14 protein-coding genes and 1 riboswitch are annotated in these 19,815 nt (G+C 40.7%); of the genes, 8 read left to right on the top strand and 6 right to left on the bottom strand.

Annotation, left to right across the window (positions count from 1 at the left end):
- Window positions 1–28 precede the first annotated feature (28 nt).
- From QQK05_RS16925 to QQK05_RS16945, 5 genes are all read right to left on the bottom strand, one after another.
- On the bottom strand, window positions 29–349 hold the full coding sequence (locus QQK05_RS16925; RefSeq protein ID WP_284300837.1) for a hypothetical protein: 321 nt from the start codon (window positions 347–349) through the stop codon (window positions 29–31).
- A 103-nt stretch (window positions 350–452) separates the two neighbouring features.
- A complete protein-coding gene (locus tag QQK05_RS16930) occupies window positions 453–1,568 on the bottom strand; it encodes a succinylglutamate desuccinylase/aspartoacylase family protein (RefSeq protein ID WP_284300839.1) in 1,116 nt (371 codons plus the stop codon).
- Window positions 1,569–1,571: 3 nt separating this feature from the next.
- Entirely contained in the window at window positions 1,572–2,804 is a 1,233-nt protein-coding gene (locus QQK05_RS16935) for a PLP-dependent decarboxylase (RefSeq protein WP_284300841.1), read from the bottom strand.
- A gap of 4 nt (window positions 2,805–2,808) precedes the next feature.
- Entirely contained in the window at window positions 2,809–3,558 is a 750-nt protein-coding gene (locus QQK05_RS16940; protein ID WP_284300843.1) for a 2,3,4,5-tetrahydropyridine-2,6-dicarboxylate N-succinyltransferase, read from the bottom strand.
- A 137-nt stretch (window positions 3,559–3,695) separates the two neighbouring features.
- A riboswitch (Lysine riboswitch) is annotated at window positions 3,696–3,868 on the bottom strand.
- Window positions 3,869–3,947: 79 nt separating this feature from the next.
- Window positions 3,948–5,207, bottom strand: a complete 1,260-nt coding sequence (locus QQK05_RS16945; RefSeq protein ID WP_284300845.1) for a DsbA family protein — start codon at window positions 5,205–5,207, stop codon at window positions 3,948–3,950.
- A gap of 118 nt (window positions 5,208–5,325) precedes the next feature.
- On the opposite strand from QQK05_RS16945, the gene QQK05_RS16950 reads away from it, so the two are divergent.
- From QQK05_RS16950 to arcA, 3 genes are all read left to right on the top strand, one after another.
- Entirely contained in the window at window positions 5,326–6,354 is a 1,029-nt protein-coding gene (locus QQK05_RS16950) for a methyltransferase (protein ID WP_284300847.1), read from the top strand.
- A 65-nt stretch (window positions 6,355–6,419) separates the two neighbouring features.
- A complete protein-coding gene (locus tag QQK05_RS16955; RefSeq protein ID WP_284300849.1) occupies window positions 6,420–8,048 on the top strand; it encodes a sensor histidine kinase in 1,629 nt (542 codons plus the stop codon).
- 176 nt (window positions 8,049–8,224) lie between these two features.
- On the top strand, window positions 8,225–8,929 hold the full coding sequence (gene arcA, locus QQK05_RS16960; protein ID WP_284300852.1) for a two-component system response regulator ArcA: 705 nt from the start codon (window positions 8,225–8,227) through the stop codon (window positions 8,927–8,929).
- A gap of 36 nt (window positions 8,930–8,965) precedes the next feature.
- Here arcA and QQK05_RS16965 read toward each other — a convergent pair whose 3' ends face one another.
- On the bottom strand, window positions 8,966–9,313 hold the full coding sequence (locus QQK05_RS16965) for a phosphorelay protein (protein WP_284300854.1): 348 nt from the start codon (window positions 9,311–9,313) through the stop codon (window positions 8,966–8,968).
- A 183-nt stretch (window positions 9,314–9,496) separates the two neighbouring features.
- On the opposite strand from QQK05_RS16965, the gene QQK05_RS16970 reads away from it, so the two are divergent.
- From QQK05_RS16970 to QQK05_RS16990, 5 genes are all read left to right on the top strand, one after another.
- Window positions 9,497–10,261 (top strand): substrate-binding periplasmic protein, encoded by a 765-nt coding sequence (locus QQK05_RS16970; RefSeq protein WP_284300856.1) that lies wholly within the window; start codon window positions 9,497–9,499, stop codon window positions 10,259–10,261.
- Window positions 10,262–10,475: 214 nt separating this feature from the next.
- Window positions 10,476–11,399 (top strand): GTP cyclohydrolase FolE2, encoded by a 924-nt coding sequence (folE2, locus tag QQK05_RS16975; RefSeq protein WP_284300857.1) that lies wholly within the window; start codon window positions 10,476–10,478, stop codon window positions 11,397–11,399.
- Between the two features lie 497 nt (window positions 11,400–11,896).
- Window positions 11,897–16,357, top strand: a complete 4,461-nt coding sequence (gene gltB / locus QQK05_RS16980; protein ID WP_407704905.1) for a glutamate synthase large subunit — start codon at window positions 11,897–11,899, stop codon at window positions 16,355–16,357.
- 20 nt (window positions 16,358–16,377) lie between these two features.
- A complete protein-coding gene (locus QQK05_RS16985; protein WP_284300859.1) occupies window positions 16,378–17,814 on the top strand; it encodes an FAD-dependent oxidoreductase in 1,437 nt (478 codons plus the stop codon).
- A gap of 143 nt (window positions 17,815–17,957) precedes the next feature.
- Entirely contained in the window at window positions 17,958–19,733 is a 1,776-nt protein-coding gene (locus QQK05_RS16990; protein ID WP_284300861.1) for a sensor domain-containing diguanylate cyclase, read from the top strand.
- The last annotated feature ends 82 nt before the right edge of the window (window positions 19,734–19,815 follow it).

The raw sequence follows: 19,815 nt of genomic DNA on the forward strand, positions 1-19,815 counted from the left end.
CAATATTGATTGAACTTAAAATTTGTATTTAGTGATTTGAATGTTGAGAAGGGGGGCCTCTTAACGGGATGTTAAGTAGGTATTGCTTCTCGAAAGTAGGTATCGATTGATAGCGTTGATCAATGAATACTAAAATGGAATTAGTTGGCTCAACAGATAGCTTTATTTTTGGCGTGTATTTGGTGACATAACAGACACTACAATCAACGTCTTTGCTTTGTAAGTCTATATTTTCGAGATGAGCGCTATGAGCGATAGACGACCAGACAAGCGAAAACACAACAGCAAAAATGATGTTGAGCACATGCTTCGACGATTTATCATTCACGTCACGACGAACAAACGACATTGTTAAATAAAAAAGCCTGTTTTAAGATATAAATGTTATACTATCTCAAAACAAGCCAAGAAAAAATATTAACTTTACCTTTTTACGTCAAATGGCATAAAAATTAAGTCAATTCGAAGTATTTACTAAAAACTTTGTATAGTTCAGTCCCCTGATTTACGCTCGCCGATGCAAAGTGGAGAATTGGAATGACATCATGATCTAAACTGATGTAATGCAATGCATCACCGTCTCCATAGTTATCCATGCGCAGGATTCTTGCTAATGGCTCACCCGCTTTAAGCACATCACCAAATGTTGCCAGGTAATCAACCATTCCGCCCATCGGTGAATAAAACGCCTTGTAGTCCTTTAAATAGCATGCATATCTCGTGATTTCCTTAGGTGTAAACTCACACGAATCGATCACATTCTTATATTGTAAATAACTCAAAATGCTCTTTGCATCTTGAGCCGCAACATCCAAATCAATTAGCTCTTGAGATCCCAGTTCGACAGTAAAGCTCTCTCTTCGCAGTTGATAATTAATACCTCTGCTTGCAAGCTTTTTGGATAAATGCCACCACGGACAAAATGTAGCTTCATCCATCGCACCATCAAAGCTATCTGGGATAAGAATCGTATGCTCAATATCAAAATAACTTGCACTACCTTGCGCATATTCTGGACAGTAAAGGTGCTTTGAAGAAATAGGTCCAGTATGAAGATCGAGCACTAAATCTGCTTGATGAGCCATTTTTTGAAGTTGATAAGCTATTCGTTGACCTGTTGTTAGACCATACTGATTATGGTCCAGTTTTTGGGCAATGCCATCTAGCAACAAGGCTTGAAACTGCAGATCAATTTCGACTTGGTCTTCTGATGTTAACGTCTCAACAAAACGATCTATCTGACTTTCATCATAATGATACATTCTATTCCAATTGACGCCTGTGATGGGATCAAAACGACCTAATGTATACTCACCATTCTTGTGATTGGCTCCAACAGGGTTTGCATAGGGTACAAGGGTTATATCACCGTTAATCGAAAGGCGTTTTAGTTGTTCCAACAACTGATAAATAACAGCGTTGCCCTGAACCTCAGCACCATGCATGTTGGCTTGAATGTAAACACTCGGTCCATCGCCAGTACCTTTAATAAAGTACACAGGTACCGTTAGTTTTGCACCAGAGGCCATTTCGCCCATTGATAGGACGGATTTCTTAATGATTGTCATATATTACCTTAAATACCAACTTGGAGCCTGAGGTTCACGTATCAATTCAAAGGTTAAATCTTCAAAAATATATTCTGCCGCGATTTCATGGCATAAAAAGAACGGCATGCTCTCTGTAAATCCATAGGCGCCACATAACCCAAAGAGTAACGCATCACCAACATTAACATCATTAGGCAACTTGAACTCGCCAAGCTTATCCATACTCGTGCAAAGCGGACCATGGACATGAAAACTAGTTGAATCTTCATTAGACGTTCTTAACAACCGAGCAGGAAATGGCTGATCCGTTATCGCAGGGCGCAGCAAGTGATTGATTCCGCCAGAAAGTATCAATTGCTGTGTATCAACATTGATTTTTTTATCAACAATTGGCGCGACGTAATATCCAGATTGCGCAACAGCATAACGCCCCAACTCTAACCAAATTTCCTTCACATTAGCTTTCGCTTTAATCTCAGCAAGATCGCTTATCGCCGTAGACCAATCAATCGCTTGGCCTGTCTGTAAGTAATCAATACCAAGGCCTCCTCCTAGATCCAATATATCTAAGTCAAAGTTAAGCTGTTTTGAGAGCGCGACTAAAGGTTCCACCATTTGGGACCATAAGTCATACATCTTGGCATTGCTAAGCATATTCCCCCACTGGAAAATATGAATCCCACAAACGTTAACATCTTGATAGTCGGATAACTTAATCGTCTGCCACTGCTCAACGTTTAATCCAAAAGGTGTCAACTCATTTCCACCTAGTGGGTTTTTATCTCCTTCGGGCCATTGTAACTGAACTCTTAACAACACCTGCGGAACGACATCTTTTTGAGCCGCAACTTCATTGAGCCACGCTAGCTGATTAATACTCTCTACAACAAACGTATTAACTCCACGATCAATAAATCGTGCGATCTGTACTTTTGATTTTGCAGGACCGGTATTCAGAATATTCTCAGGGGCAACACCTTGAGCTAATACTTGCTCTAGTTCACCCTGACTCGCAACATCAAAGCAAAAACCTTGCTCTGCGATGGTTTTGAGTACTTTTGATAATGGATTTGCTTTGACTGCGAACCAAAGTTTGACAACATCTTGCTGTTGTAAACTCGCAAGATGTTGTCTTAATTGTTCGATGTGATAAATGAAGTAACCTTGTTCACTATTAGCTTTAAGGTAATGATCTTCAATATCCCTTACAAATGCTGGCCCAATAATGTTGGTAAGGTTTGTCGCATTACTCATCGGTTTACCTTAATAAAGACTCTAATTCCAAGGCAGCATCGCTTTTCTCGTCGCGATATTTAACGATAAGCGCACAACTCATTTGTAGGCCCTGCTGTTTTCCCCATTCGCTAGTAACGGGTCGCGTGCCTTGGACAACAATCGCATTTTCTGGAATTGGAGCACCACGCTCTAATTGATACTCATGCACACAATCGTAGACCGGCATCGATGCCGTTAACTTTACACCCGGGGCAAGTACTGCACCTTTTTTAACAACACGTCCTTCCACAACAACAACGCCAGCGCCAAGAAACGCGTTATCTTCAATAATAACCGGGCTTGCTCCAATAGGTTCGAGCACACCGCCAATTTGTACCGCTGCAGATAAGTGAACATTTTTACCAATTTGAGCACATGACCCTACTAACGCGTGACTGTCGACCATAGTACCTGAATCGACATATGCGCCAATATTGATATACGCCGGTGGCATAATAATAACACCGCTCGCCACATGAGCTCCTGCCCTCACCGAACTTCCACCAGGTACCATTCGGACGCCATCTGACGGTAAAAATGTTTGTGTTGGTAAATTGTTTTTATCGACAAATCCGGCAAACTGTCCATCAAACGCGACATTCTCGCCAGCCTTGAAAACCTCTAAAATAGCCTGTTTAACGTCAGTATTTGCCTGCCATTGGCCTTGTTCATCTTGAAATGCGGCACGTAAAGTACCTTGCTCTAATTGTGATAGCGTATCTTGCCAGTTCATTTGATAACCTTCTTTTTGAAAAACGTCACAGAGAGCAAGAAGGTAAAGTATGAAATCGGATACCGCCTTGAACTCTCTGCAATAAAAGCTCAAGGCATGTGATATGACAGCAGGCAAAGGCCCCTGAAGATATGACATAAACCAGAAGCTCTCCACCATGACTGGTGACAATTGCTAGGATTCAACCTATACAACCGACAACATGCCCATCAAAAAACATGTCGTCTCGGCATTAATCCCCCTCACTACCCGTCTTTGGAGTTTGATCTCCTCGAAGTAGCTACCTGGTTAATGCTCCTCTTCTGACTTTGTTTTCTTTGAAATGTAACTTCAAAGAATAAAAAAGACGCGCTATTTAACCACGTTTAAACACGTCATGGCAATAACCTTTAGCTATCGCTTATTTCTAATATTGCTTGTTCAATTTGCCATAAACGATCTTGCCCCCAACAAGCAATATCACCACAAGTAAACACGGGTACTCCCCAAAAACCTTGTTCTTGAAGTTTATCCGCTGTTTTTTCAATCGTTGTCTGCCAATTGTCATGATTGGCATAATTGACAGCTGCTTCTATATCTAGACCTATATCACGACAGATCGATTGAACGGTATCGGCACGACTTAAATCAATACCATCGACGTATATAGCCTTGAACATAGCCGCGATATAGTCTTCTGCTCTGCCTATATATTTCGCATAACTAAAAAACTGATAGCTATTCAAAATCCCCGGACCAATCGGATCTGCAAACTTACCAAACGGAATATCTTTAAGCCTTGCTTCTCGAACGGCATCGGTAAAAATATATTTTTGTTTATTGCGCGAAACTTTCATTCCTCTCATAACCATTGGCATAACTAAATGGATATCTAGTTTGCGCTTATAATGCTGGGCTAATCGCTGCGCCTGAACGAACCCTAAGTATGAATAAGGACTTCTTAACGAAACATAAACGTGTATCGGCTGATTATCGTCTAGCGTAGTTAAACCACTTAGGTTAAGTTGTGTTTTTGTAAATAGACTTGATGCCTTTGAGTTACCCAAAGAAAATAGAGAAAGCTTGCTTTCCAAGTGGTTTAATCGGTCAACACCCCAGAACCATTCACCAGCAAACCGCATGGTTGCAGGTAAATAGTGACCTTTGACTTTCTGTCGATATTGATTGTTAACGAGGGAATTGATGACAGGTGTTGATAACGCGTAAAACTCGTTGAACTCTTCAAGCCAAGTTTTCTTAAAAATGTCGAGAGCATTTTCAATGGTCTTAGGCTGTAACAACCATTCTTGCTGCCCTGTTTCAATATAATGTGCTTCGGGTAGCTTGTTTATTTTAATCAAGTCGTAGCGGGTAGCTAATTGATTAGCATCAACAACAGCCCACTGTTGCCATAGGGCATGGTTTGCGACCATCTCGTTATTGGCATTGGCAATCAAAAAGACTTCAAACGAAATGTTATATCTTTCTTGCAACCTTGGTAGCAACTGCACTAATACAAAGCTATAAGGATCGTTAAGTGCAAGGTAAACCTCTACCTTTGGTGACTTGCTGGATAAAGCGAATTTGATTTTATACTTTAACAATTGCCAAGAGATACGTAGCTTACTTGCTAACCACCGTGTAAAGAGTTGCTTCAGGAGTTTGTTCAAAATAATGACACCTAACGTCCATGTAATATAAAGTTAAAACTAGCACATAAACACAATCGTTTACGCAAAATATTGAAGGATATGGCATAATAAGCTTTTTCAGCTATCCATTTTCATTATGTCTGTTGCAAATACAAGTCAACTTCTAATCAAGAATTTGTCACTTCTCGGCGCTAAGCACCCGCTATTTATCAACCTGCCTAGCGATCAATTCTTGGACGAGTACAAAACAACTTTCCCAGATGCTGACATTCAGTGTTTTACAAGCCATTACGGCACTCATATCGCACATCAAACTCGCGGTTTAAGTAGCCAGTTTTCTCACGTCTATCGCGGTCAAAAGATCCACGATATTGTAATCATACTTTTTCCAAAGAGTAAGGCAGAACTTGCCTATACGTTAGCCATGCTGAACGATGTCGTTGATGAGAACACCGTCATATATTTCGTCGGTGAAAAAAATTCAGGCGTTAAATCCGTTGAAAAACTCTCGAAAGGCTTTTTACAACATTGTCAAAAAGATGATGCGGCGAGACATTGCATGCTTTTTAGTGGTTGTTTTTTGAAGCAATCAACACCTTTTGATGAAAAAGAATGGTTCACACAATATTCAATTGACGTAAATGGAGAGTCAATCACAGTCTTTGCCTTACCGGGAGTTTTTAGTCAAGAAAAGCTCGACGTAGGAACGCGATTACTGCTAGAGCACTTACCCGATTACGATAATTGTTCTTTGTTAGACTTTGGTTGTGGCTCCGGCGTAATTGCAGCATTCATCACACAACGTTTTACCAACGTAAAACCAACACTTGCCGATGTTAGTGCATTAGCAATCGCTTCAGCCCAAAAAACCTTTTCAGAGAATGGGTTGAGTGGCAAATTTATTGCCACAGATAGTATGTCAAATATCACTGGAGTCTACGATAACGTAATCTCAAACCCCCCATTTCATCAGGGACTAAAAACCCATTACCAAGCTACCGAATCGTTTTTGGCTAAGATATCTAAACATATCAGTAACAAAGGCAGCCTAACTATTGTTGCAAATAGCTTTCTAAAATATCAACCCATTATGGAGCAACATTTTGGTGGCGTCTCCCAACTAACAAAGTCGAATGGATTCACGATTTATCAAGCAAAGCGTTAAAAAAACATGATAAATATCAATCGATAGTATAAGTTTAATAGGTTAGACAAAAAATACAGTGGCAAATGGCTAAAAATAACATCTCGATTTCAAGGCAAATATTCTGGTCAACAACCGGTGCGGTGTTGATCTTCCTTATGTTTGCCTTATCTCTGGCTAGTTACTTGTATATCAATCATCAAAAACAACAAATTGCCAATTCATTCGAGTCTGTCGCTAAAGTCATTGGCGAACGTAGCTTAGACTTCATAGCATCGAATAAAAGCGAGTTGCTAAACCAGGATTTAAAGCGACTCGATACGCTAGCAACCGTTGATCAAATATTTATTTTCAAAGTAGATAATATAACGAACAGTGAAACGATTTTCAGTCGCTTTAAAAAGCAACCTGACGCTCCAAGCTTTGCTATCAACTTTGAGGAGATAAAAGCATTATCAAAAACGAAGTTTGATGGGGCTATCATCGAATATGCACATCCCATTTATCTGCAAGATGAACTGGTTGGGTACGTATATTTACATGGCAACATTACCGATATTCGCACGTCAAATCGGAATATTATTATCCTTTTGTTAGTCTTTGTATTTGCGTCATTTATTTTGTCGTTCATTGTCGGCTACTTGTTACTTCAAAAAGTTAAAGGTCCATTCTCTTTGATCTCTGATTCTGTCATTGATGTCACACAAAAAAAGGACTTTACGTTAAGATGTGGCGCACAACCCTTCTCCGAAGCTCAAGTACTAACAAACAACATAAATTTGTTATATGAACGCACAGATAAGCTGATAAACAAACATCTCAATAACGCTAAGCTACTCAAAGAGCAAAACCTAGAGCTGGAACACAAGGTGACAAGCCGTACTGACGCACTCAAAGAATCAAACAGCGAATTGCTGTCAACCTTAGAGCAGCTTCACCAATATCAAGAACAGCTTGTTGAGAATGAGAAGATGGCATCCCTTGGAGATCTCGTTGCAGGTGTTGCTCATGAAGTTAATACGCCTATTGGGCTTGGTGTCACAGCCTCTACCCTAATGATAGATAAACTCGAGGGGCTAAAAAATGAATTTCACAATAAAACATTGAAGCCAAGTCAACTCGATAGGTACATTGAAGAGAGCGAAGAAAACCTACAAATCATTATTCGTAATTTAGATAGAGCTGCTAATTTAATCTCTAGCTTTAAGCAAGTTGCGGTTGACCAAAGCATTGAAGATGAACGTGACTTCAATATGAAGCAATTAATTGATGACGTCTTCTTAACACTGACCCCAAAAATCAAAAATCATCAATACGACTTAAACATAAGTTGTGACGACGAGTTAGTCATAAAAAGTAAGCCAAGCCCGATAACACAGGTTTTAATCAATCTAATCATCAACAGCTTTATTCATGGCTTTGAAAATGAAATCAATGATGCAGAAATATCGATAGCTGTGCGAGCTATAAATGACAGGCTTACAATCACATACAGTGATAATGGTTCAGGTATATCACTGGAAATGCAAGATAAAATCTTCGAACCCTTTTCAACAACTAAACGAGGAGAAGGTGGTTCAGGCCTGGGCATGCATTTAGTGTACAATTTAGTCACCCAAGCCCTTAAGGGTACCATTCAACTCGACGCGACCAGAAACGACGGCGCAACATTTATTATTGACTTTCCTATCGAAATATTAACAAAAAGCGAATAAAATAGCGCCCATTCGTTAATAACACGCTAAAAGCTGTGGTTAAATTTTTCTTATTATTTACAATTGAATGCATAAGATTACATAAGCAAACATAATAAAAAATTTACATAGTTTATAATTTAGTCAAATTTAAGATAGTCTCGCTATCAAACCTGTAAGTAAAGGGAAAAAATGATATGCAAAACAACCACATACTAATCGTTGAAGATGAAGATGTAACACGATTCAACTTACGTAATCTTTTTGAAGCCGAAGGATACAATGTATCAGAAGCCATTGATGGCGAAACCATGGAACAAGAACTTAAAGCGAACCCAGTAAGTTTAGTTATCATGGATATTAACCTTCCAGGAAAGAACGGTTTGTTACTTGCACGTGAATTGACTAAAAACCCAGATTTAGGCTTAATCTTTTTAACGGGCCGTGACTCAGATATTGACAAAATTTTAGGCTTGGAAATTGGTGCGGATGATTACCTTACTAAACCATTTAACCCTCGCGAGTTAACAATTCGCGCTCGTAATATCCTAAGTCGCATCACACAAACGAAGAAAGAGCCTGACAATGCAATAATAGCGTTTAATGGCTGGCATTTAGATGGCAACTCTCGCAAAATGACCTCACCACAAGGTGAAGTTATTGCTGTACCTCGTGGTGAATACAGAGCATTACGCTTGCTGATTGCAAATGCAGGACAGATAGTTACGCGTGCGCAACTAATCAAAGAAATGACGGGTAGAGAATTACGTTCTAACGACCGTACCGTTGATGTGACGATTCGCCGATTACGTAAGCATTTTGAAGCAGATACAGAGTCACCGGAATTGATCAACACAATCCACGGTGAAGGATATCGTTTTGTCGGTGTGGTAGACGCCTAACCACCTGCTCCCATCTTAAAAGACTGGCTCTTCGCGTTATTGCTTGTTGAGCCAGCTTTTGAATTCTGCGACTGATTGCTCATTCAAGGCAATCATTTCTTTTACAAAGCCCAGCTTTTCATCCGTTGACGCTTTCGAGTGCTCAGTGTCTACCATGTATGCATGCATACGCAATAGACCCACGCTACTTGCAGCGCCCTTAAACTTATGACAACGCTCATGCCAATCTTGTTGAGAACCGTCCGGTAATGTTGCAGAAATATCATTTATATAAATCACTGACTGTTCTTTATATAAATCAAACATTTGCTGAACAATATTTTTACCTAAGCTTTCAACATAACCACCTAGTAAGGCTTCATCAATAAAAGGTTTGTCTGACACAATTAATACTCTTAATTACTAATCACTATTGTTAACTTCGCTCATTATGCCATAAATAGATTAAATAACACCTTATGATGTGAAGATATATTCACATCAGTTTTTGAACTTTGTGTTCATTATGGCTTTAGATAACCTTATATAGTGATAAAATATATTCAAAATAATTTTCTATCGATACCAATGCGATTCTTTTGCAACATTGCTTACGCCATACTGCTTTCTCTTTCAGCTTTTAGCTTTGCTAAAGATGAGGTTAGTGTACCTGTTGTGTACAGCGTACCTTCATTTGCCCCCTTTGTTACAACAACTCAATTCCCATGTCCAGGCGCTGCAAGCAGTATCTTGAAAAATATGCTGACGTCTTTGAATATTCAAAGTGAACTAGAAGTGTTACCGTATGCTCGTATCCTACATGCACTATCTAACAACAATCTTGATGTTGCGTTGATTTTTAAGAATATCGCAATCGAAGAGTCAGTCTCATACTTAGGCCCAGTCTCAATGTCCAAGGTAATTGTGATTTCTGATCCGGACAAGCCAGTAAATGACTATGAAGACCTCGCAAAGCTTGATGCTATTGCTGTTATCAAAAACGCACAGTTTGAAAGTAGATTTGACCAAGACAATTCCATTAATAAACTTGCTGTACGAAGCTATGAGCATGGTTTACAAATGTTTGAGAAAGGTCGCGTTGATGCAATTATAGGCTCTGATATCGGTTTAACTCACGCCATTTCGCAACGCAACTTACATGATAATTACATAAAACGTGCTTTTCACCTCGGCGACAAAGCTTGGTACCTTCATATTGCTAAAGGATCGAAGCTTCTTAACCACAACGAATCTATCTTAAAATGGCTAGACCAAAACGCTCACCCAAATCTAATGTTAGAACAATATCTAAAGCACAATAAAAGTTGCCGTTCAGCTAACGTTCCACAATAAGTCCGTTCTATGGTTTGGTGCCCTGCTATTATTGCATTTAGACCATTTTTCATTCAGAATAGCCGACCTTTTTAGTCAAGTTTAGTTTTTGTCGACGATTTCGCCATGAAATAGTTGAAATAGTACTAAAGAAATCGATCATTTTCGGGTAAAATATGCGCCCTTAAATGAACACAGTGAATATTTCGCACTTGTATTTTTTATTGGAGAAGTAATGCCAACATCAATGCCTGATATTGCTAATCAATCTAAAGCTCAAACAGAGGGTACTCTAGATTGGGTAGGTATGAGCAATATTGAAATGCCGATTATGATCGCATCTAAAGGTGAAACGCAACGTATGTGTTCAGCACACGTTGACGCATTTGTGAATCTAAAAGATCCGAAAGCAAAAGGCATTCACATGTCGCGCTTATATTTACTTCTTGATCAGCTATCAAGTGAGAACGTTTTAAATTACCAAACGCTTGTCACCTTATTAGACGGCTTTATATCAAGCCATCAAGACCTCAGTGATAATGCTAAAGTACAATTTGCCTTTGATTATCATTTGCGCAGAAAGTCTTTAATGAGCGGAAAGCTCGGTTGGAAAGCTTACCCAACAACAATTACCGGTCGCTTAAATCAAGGTAAATTGGATATTGAGTTAGCAATTGACGTTCGCTACTCATCAACTTGTCCATGCTCGGCTGCTTTGGCACGCCAATTAATACAGCAAGCTTTCAAAGAGAAATTCTCAGAAGATAGCATCAACCTTGAGAACGTTCACGAGTGGTTAGGCACAACTGAAGGTATTGTTGCTACGCCTCATAGCCAACGTTCAGTAGCTGAAGTAAAGGTGAAACTAAACGCATCAGTGAGTGAATTTCCAATCACTGATTTAGTCGATTTAATTGAAGATGCATTACAAACACCAGTACAAGCTGCTGTTAAGCGTGAAGATGAGCAAGAGTTTGCTCGTTTAAATGGCCAAAACCTAATGTTTTGTGAAGACGCAGCTCGCCGTTTACAACACGCAATGTTACAAGCGACTGAGTTTGATGACTTTTGGCTGAAAATAAATCATTTAGAGTCATTACATGCGCATGACGCTGTAAGTGTTACCACAAAAGGTATTGAAGGCGGCTATCAACCGTAAGTTTTCAAATCAAATTTAGAAAGGCCCATTTTGAATTCCAAAATGGGCCTTTTTTTATATCCGTTACTTAATTCATCCACATAAACGGAGAAAAATAGTGATGATAATGGCGCTACCAACCCAAGGTAAACAAGCTGAATAGCACACCCGCCCTACAGCATAAATATACAAAATATCGATAATAAATAGATTTAATCCCTTTGACCTTCAAATGAAAATTAATTACACCAAGACAACTCACAAGGTTAAAAATACACCATTAACACACTAAAAACCCAACAATATTGCATTTTGTTTATAAACCAGTCCATTTTACTCTAATAAACCTGTAATAAAACTACGAGCAAATACTCTATTTTTATTGACGAATGATGAATAACTAGTTAATGTTAAAAGTTCCTCTAGCGTAAAAAGTAGGGTAAATATGCATAATTATCATAAAAATATTCTTCAACATGCATCCTACTTAGCTATGGCGACTTTTTAGGAGAGAAGAGATGATGCTTTATGATCCACAAATGCAAAAAGATAATTGTGGTTTTGGTTTAATTGCCCACCTTGAGGGTGAAGCGAGCCATAAGCTCATAAAAACAGCCATTACTGGCCTTGATAGAATGCAACACCGTGGTGGTATCGCCGCCGACGGTAAAACGGGTGATGGTTGTGGTCTTCTGATCCAGAAACCAGACAGCTTTTTTCAATCAATTGCTACAGAAAACAACTGGAACCTTGGCAAGAAATATGGCGTTGGGATGATTTTCTTGAATCCCGACCCTGTTATTGCTGAGCAAACAAAAGCAATATTAGAAGAAGAGCTGACACGAGAAACACTTTCGCTAGTTGGTTGGCGTGAAGTGCCAACAGATAGTGGTTGCTTAGGTGAAATAGCGGCATCGAACCAACCTCGCATCGAGCAAGTTTTCGTAAATGCACCTCCAGGTTGGAGAAATAAAGATCTTGAACGCCGCCTATATATGGCTCGTCGTCGTGCCGAAAAGCGCATCACTGACTCCGTATTTTATATCGCAAGTTTGTCATGCTTAGTTACGGTGTATAAAGGCTTGATGATGCCGGCAGATCTACCTAATTTCTACTTGGATCTAGCTGATATTCGTATGCAAAGTGCAATCTGTGTGTTTCATCAGCGTTTCTCAACAAATACATCACCGCAATGGCAATTGGCTCAGCCATTTAGATATTTAGCGCACAACGGCGAAATAAATACCATTCGCGGAAACCGCCAATGGAGCAGAGCAAGAACCTATCGCTTCCAGTCTCCGCTACTCCCCGACTTGAAAGACGCCGCACCCTTTGTAAACGAATCAGGTTCCGACTCTTCATCTTTGGATAACATGCTTGAGCTGTTCTTGGCTGGAGGTATGGACTTATATCGTGCTATGCGCTTATTAATGCCACCAGCATGGCAGAATAATCCGTGCATGGATGACGACTTAAAAGCCTTCTATGAGTTCAATTCAATGCATATGGAACCATGGGACGGCCCAGCAGGTGTCGTGATGACTAATGGACGTCATGTTGCTTGTAATCTCGACAGAAACGGTTTGCGCCCTGCACGTTACGTGATCACTCGTAACGGGTTCATCACGCTAGCGTCTGAGGTTGGTATATGGGATTACGGCGAAGATGAAGTATTGAAGAAAGGACGTGTCGGTCCCGGTGAAATGCTTGCTGTTGATACCTACACAGGTAAAATTTTTGACTCTCACTCAATCGATAACGACTTAAAAGTTCGTCACCCATACCGCGAGTGGTTAGACAAAAACATTCGCCGCTTGGTGCCTTTCGATAAAATGGAAGCGTCACTCATCGGCCAACGTATCTTTTCTGATGAACAATTAGCTCAATACCACAAACTATTTAATTATAGTTACGAAGAGATTCAGCAGGTTGTAAAAACGCTTGCTGAAAATGGTCAAGAAGCAACAGGTTCGATGGGCGATGACACGCCGATGGCTGTATTATCATCTAAGCCTCGCTCTCTATATGACTATTTCCGTCAACAGTTTGCTCAGGTAACAAACCCCCCAATCGATCCGTTACGCGAAAGATATGTCATGTCTTTAGCAACCTGTGTGGGACGTGAGCACAATGTGTTCAATGAAACAACCGGACATGCGGACCGCATTATTTTCGAAACACCGATCTTAATGTATACCGGTTTAAAACAGCTACGAGAATTAGATCCTAAGCATTATCGTTCGGATACCTTAACGTTAAACTACGATCCGGAAGAAGGTTTAGAAAACGCGATTCGTCGTTTATGTGATGAAGCTGAAGAATTAGTACGAGATAAAAACACTGTAATTCTTGTGCTATCTGATAGACAAGTACATAAAGGGCTGCTGCCTATACCGGCGGCAATGGCTGTAGGTGCGGTACAAAAACGTTTAGTTGATGCCCAATTACGTTGTGATTCCAATATCATTGTTGAGACAGCTTCTGCAAGAGACTCACATCAGTTTGCTGTATTGCTTGGTTTAGGTGCGACGGCTGTTTACCCATTCTTAGCTTACGAAACTATCGAGCAACAATGTGAGAAAGGTCATATTGATCTTCCTGCGCGCGAGGCGCTAATTAATTACCGTAATGGTATTAATAAAGGACTCTTAAAAATACTTTCTAAGATGGGTATTTCAACCATCGCAAGCTATCGCTGTGCAGGCCTATTTGAAGTAATCGGCCTACATGAAAATGTCATGCAACTGTGTTTCCCTGATTTGCCTAGCAGAATTCAAGGTGCCGACTTTAAAGACATTGAGCAAGACAACTTTAACCTTGCTCGCAAAGCATTCTTACCACATCAAAAAATGAACCATGGCGGTATCTTAAAGTACGTCCACGGCGGTGAGTATCATGCTTATAACCCAAATGTCGTGAGTTACTTACAAGAGGCGGTTCGCTCGGGCGATTATGCGAAATATCAAAAATTCGCAAAAGAAGTAAATGAGCGACCTGTTGCCACGTTACGCGATTTACTAGCATTTAAAGCCGATACAAAAGCGATCAACATTGACAAGGTTGAAGCAGATACAGAGTTATACAAACGCTTTGATTCAGCTGCGATGTCAATAGGTGCTCTGAGCCCAGAAGCACATGAAGCGTTAGCAATAGCAATGAACCGCTTAGGTGGTTTTTCTAACTCTGGTGAAGGCGGTGAAGATGAGCGTCGATTTGGCACCGTTAAGAATTCTCGTATCAAACAAATTGCCTCTGGTCGATTTGGTGTAACGCCTCACTACCTCGTAAATGCTGATGTATTGCAAATCAAAGTAGCACAAGGTGCTAAGCCAGGTGAAGGTGGTCAATTACCGGGTGACAAAGTCACACCATTAATTGCTAAGCTCCGTTTTTCAGTCCCGGGGGTAACACTGATTTCACCTCCACCACATCACGACATTTACTCAATTGAAGATTTAGCACAGCTTATCTTCGATCTAAAACAAGTTAACCCGAAAGCTGTTATTTCAGTGAAACTTGTATCCGGTCCGGGTGTTGGCACGATAGCGTCAGGTGTAGCGAAAGCCTATGCCGACTTTATTACGATTTCTGGATATGACGGTGGAACCGGTGCAAGTCCATTAACATCAGTAAAATATGCCGGTTGTCCTTGGGAGTTAGGGCTAGCAGAAGCCCATCAGTCATTAGTCGAAAACGGTTTACGTCATAAAGTACGTTTACAAGTTGACGGCGGCCTGAAAACCGGTGCGGACATTGTAAAAGCGGCGATTTTAGGTGCAGAAAGCTTTGGCTTCGGTACTGCTCCTATGGTCACATTAGGTTGTAAATTTCTACGTATATGTCATCTAAACAATTGTGCGACGGGTGTTGCAACACAGGATGACGTACTACGCGAACAATTCTTTAAAGGTTTACCTGAACAGGTGATGAACTACTTCAAGTTTATCGCGCAAGATGTTCGTGAAATCCTTGCGCAGTTAGGTGTTGAAAGCCTAACGGCTATTATTGGCCGCGTCGATTTACTCGAGCCTCTAAAAGGTATTAGCGCGAAACAACAAAAGCTTGATTTATCGCCAATTATTGCGCCAGTTGTCGCTGGTAGCAATACAGCACTTCACCAAACGGAAGAAAACACACCGTTTGATGAAGGTAAATTAAATCAACAACTTGTCGAACTAACGCGTGATGCAGTTGCCCACAGTTCAGGTGGTGAATTCCGATTAAATATCGCCAATACTGACCGTTCAGTTGGTGCCGCCTTATCAGGTGAAATTGCACGTCAGCACGGTGATCAAGGTATGGCGGCAAATCCGATTAAGATCAACTTAAAAGGTACTGCGGGACAAAGCTTTGGTGTTTGGAATGCGGGTGGATTACACATGACGCTAACCGGTGATGCTAATGATTACGTTGGTAAAGGTATGACCGGCGGTCAGCTCGTTATCAAGCCACCAAAAGGTGTTGAGTACCAATCAAATGAAGCAATGATCATGGGTAACACCTGTTTATATGGTGCTACTGGCGGGAAGCTTTACGGTTGTGGCCGTGCTGGTGAACGCTTTGCCGTGCGTAATTCTGGTGCGCATGCTGTCGTTGAGGGTACTGGTGATCACGCTTGTGAGTATATGACTGGTGGTATCGTTACTATCCTAGGCAAGGTTGGCCTTAACTTTGGTGCGGGTATGACGGGTGGTTTCGCTTACATTTTAGACGAAGATAACGATCTTGATATTCGCCTAAACACTGAATCAATTGAAATGGTAGAGATGGGTGAGCTTGTGATTCATCAGGAACATCTTCGTGGCATCATTAATCAACATGTTGAAGAGACCGGCAGCTTACATGCTCAAGAAATTCTTGCCAATTTCGATGCATATGCAGGCAAATTTAAGTTAATTAAGCCTAAATCAGCTGATATTAAGTCGTTACTTGGTCACCGTAGCCGCAGTTCTGCTGAGCTTCGTGTTCAAGCACAATAATCGTTGGTAAGGATAGAATAATGAGTAAAAACGTTTATCAATTTATTGATGTTAAAAGAATCGATCCACCTAAAAAGCCTATCGACGAGCGTAAAATAGAGTTCGTCGAAATCTATCAAGGATTGAGTTCAGAACAAAGTAAAGGCCAAGCAGATCGTTGTTTAGACTGTGGTAACCCATACTGTGAGTGGAAGTGCCCAGTGCATAACTATATCCCGCAATGGCTTGAGCTAGTTACAGAAGGTAAGATTTTCGAAGCAGCTGAACTTTGTCATCAAACGAACAGCTTGCCTGAAATGTGTGGCCGTGTTTGTCCTCAAGACAGGCTGTGTGAATCTGCTTGTACGTTGAATGATGAGTTTGGTGCCGTAACAATAGGTAATATCGAAAAATACATTACCGATACAGCATTCGAACAAGGTTGGACACCAGACTTGTCACATGTTGTTAAGCTCAATAAACGTGTCGCTATTATTGGTGCAGGCCCAGCTGGCTTAGCTTGTGCTGATGTACTTACACGACATGGAATTGATTGTGTTGTTTACGACAAACACTCTGAAATTGGTGGTCTACTAACGTTTGGTATTCCGTCATTTAAATTAGAGAAAGATGTCATTAAACGCCGTCGCAAGATATTTGAAGGTATGGGGATTGAATTTCGCCTGAATACCAACGTTGGTGTAGACATAGAGTTTAGTGCAATTAGTGACGAATTTGATGCTGTTTTTCTCGCACTAGGCACATACACCAGTATGCAGGCCGGGTTTGAAAATGAATCAGCTCAAGGTGTTTATAAAGCGTTAGATTTCCTTATCGCCAACACCCAAAAAGTCATGAACATTACCGACGGTGCACTGCCATACGTTGATATGACAGATAAAAAAGTCGTCGTGTTGGGTGGTGGTGATACAGCAATGGACTGTGTCCGTACTTCAATTAGGCAAGGAGCGAGCAGTGTTACTTGTGCATACCGACGTGATGAAGCAAATATGCCGGGTTCACCTCGAGAAGTGCAAAACGCCAAAGAAGAAGGTGTTAAGTTTGAATTTAACCTTCAACCATTGGATATCGAAATTAATGAAAGTGGTGCTGTTACTGGGGTTAAATTTGTCAAAACACAACTTGGTGCACCTGACGCCAACGGTCGTCGTTCGCCTGAGGCAATACAAGGCTCTGAATTTATCATGCCTGCCGATGCTGTAGTCATTGCGTTTGGTTTCCTACCTAGCCCACCGAAGTGGATGACGGAAGCAGGGGTGAGTATCGATGAACGAGGCCGTGTTCTAGCAAATGAACAATCTGATTTTGCGATGCAAACAACAAAGCAGAATGTTTTTGCCGGAGGAGATATGGTATTGGGTTCGGACCTTGTAGTAACGGCGATAGACCAAGGCCGTAAAGCTGCGATGGGGATTTTAGACTTTGTGCTTGAGTGCGAATTCACACAAGCTTCATAAAGCAAATTACCACGTTTAATCATTAGAAAACGCCACTGAGTTTACCTCAGTGGCGTTTTTTTATACCAAGAAACAACTAAAGCTGATATACTTAACTAAGCTACAGCCCTTTATTAATCGCACATCAAGCAGTTGTTTGGATTATGAAAAACCGTCAGTTTTCCCGTATTTACTTTCTTTATTTAGCTATTTTCTTTGTAGTAATAAGCGGGATCAGTGTATTAACGGTTTCTCATCTAGAAAACAAATTTAAAACCTACATCAAAGATTCACTTGAGACTGTGCTCTTTACAGTAGAAAAAGCAACACAAGTTTACATCGAAGGTCGAAAGAACTACATCAAAGCTATAGCAAGATCAGATAACGTTATTAATAACAGTATAAAACTCACGCAATCCAGGCTTTTAAATGATGATATAGCGAAAAAGCAAGCGCTCATTGAGTTGCGACATTACATGCGCCCTATATTGCAAAACAACCAAGATCTTGGCTTCTTTATTATTGCTACAGACAGAGTCAACCTCGCGTCAATACGCGATGCCAATATTGGAACAACGAACTTAATTGAACACCACTACCCCGAGCATTTAGCGTCAGCATTCAAGGGAGCAACCGTGCTAACGCCTCCACTATTATCTGACATCAAACTGAAAAACCAATACGGTGTTTTGGTAGATAACTCGGTGACTATGTTTATTATCACCCCAATTATTGAGCCGAATGGAAATATCAATAATGTCATAGCCATACGCCTCAATCCTCGTGTGCACCTGTCCAAGCTTGCGTCACTTGGAAGAATCGGCGATACAGGAGAGACATACGCATTCGATAAAGACGCGCGAATGATCACAGAAAGTCGATTTACAAGCCAACTACAGCTAACGCATTTGCAACCGCTTTACGGCAGTGATGGTATCAAGATCACAGATCCCGGGGTTAATCTGTTAGAGAATCCTCCTATTTATCCGAGTGACCACGAAAAGCCACTGACTCAAATGGCGCAACAAGCGACTCAAGGCATCAATGGATTTAATTTAAATGGGTACAGAGACTACAGAGGCGTTACCGTTTTGGGAACTTGGCTATGGATGCCTAAATTAGGGATTGGTTTTACTACGGAAATTGACGCAGCTGAAGCATTGTTGCCTTTTCAACATACAGTAAAAGTATTTGTTGTGGTAATGGTCATAACATTCAGCTTATGCCTCATAATGCTAACAGTCATCTGGCGAATGAGGCGCAGATGGCAATTGCAGACGCTCAGATTAAATAAAGCGCTTGAGAAAAAAGTTAAAATCAGAACAAATTATTTAGAAAAAGCCAAAGCAGATTTGAAGAAAGCAATGGCTGACCTGAAAGAGACGGCTGCTACAGACGCACTGACAGGGCTCTCTAATAGGCGTCATTTTGATACCGTGTTTGAAAAAGAATGGAAACGAAACCTTAGAGACAAGAAATCATTATCCATTTTGCTATTTGATGTCGATCACTTTAAATCGTATAACGACAACTACGGCCACCTTGCTGGCGATAATTGTTTAATTGAACTCGCAGAATTCTTAAAGTCTGCCGATATTGCTCGAAGACCAGGAGATGTCATTGCTCGATATGGCGGCGAGGAATTTATTGTTCTGTTAAGTGATGTCAGCGTTGAACATGCAAAAGCAGTTGCAGAGCGCATTTGCCAAGGCATTAATCAACTCAATATTCCACACAATCATCGTGATGACAGATTAAGCCATGTAACCGTAAGTGTCGGTATTTCTTATTGCGACGCTTTATACCGCATATACCCCAATATGCTTATAGACCATGCAGATAAAGCACTATACCAAGCAAAGCGCGCCGGTAGAAATCAAATAACCTTGTACCAAGACAGCTATCACTCAAAGGCTAATAGCCCAGATATCCACAACTAGCTTTCTGGGGTTTTCTGAGTCCGAGAGGCTCGGCTATCTAACGTTACTTAAGCACTGTTCGGCCGGGTCTAGTTTGTGGATG

It is taken from the genome of Thalassotalea loyana, from assembly GCF_030161435.1.
Classification (GTDB): Bacteria; Pseudomonadota; Gammaproteobacteria; order Enterobacterales; family Alteromonadaceae; genus Thalassotalea_G; species Thalassotalea_G loyana.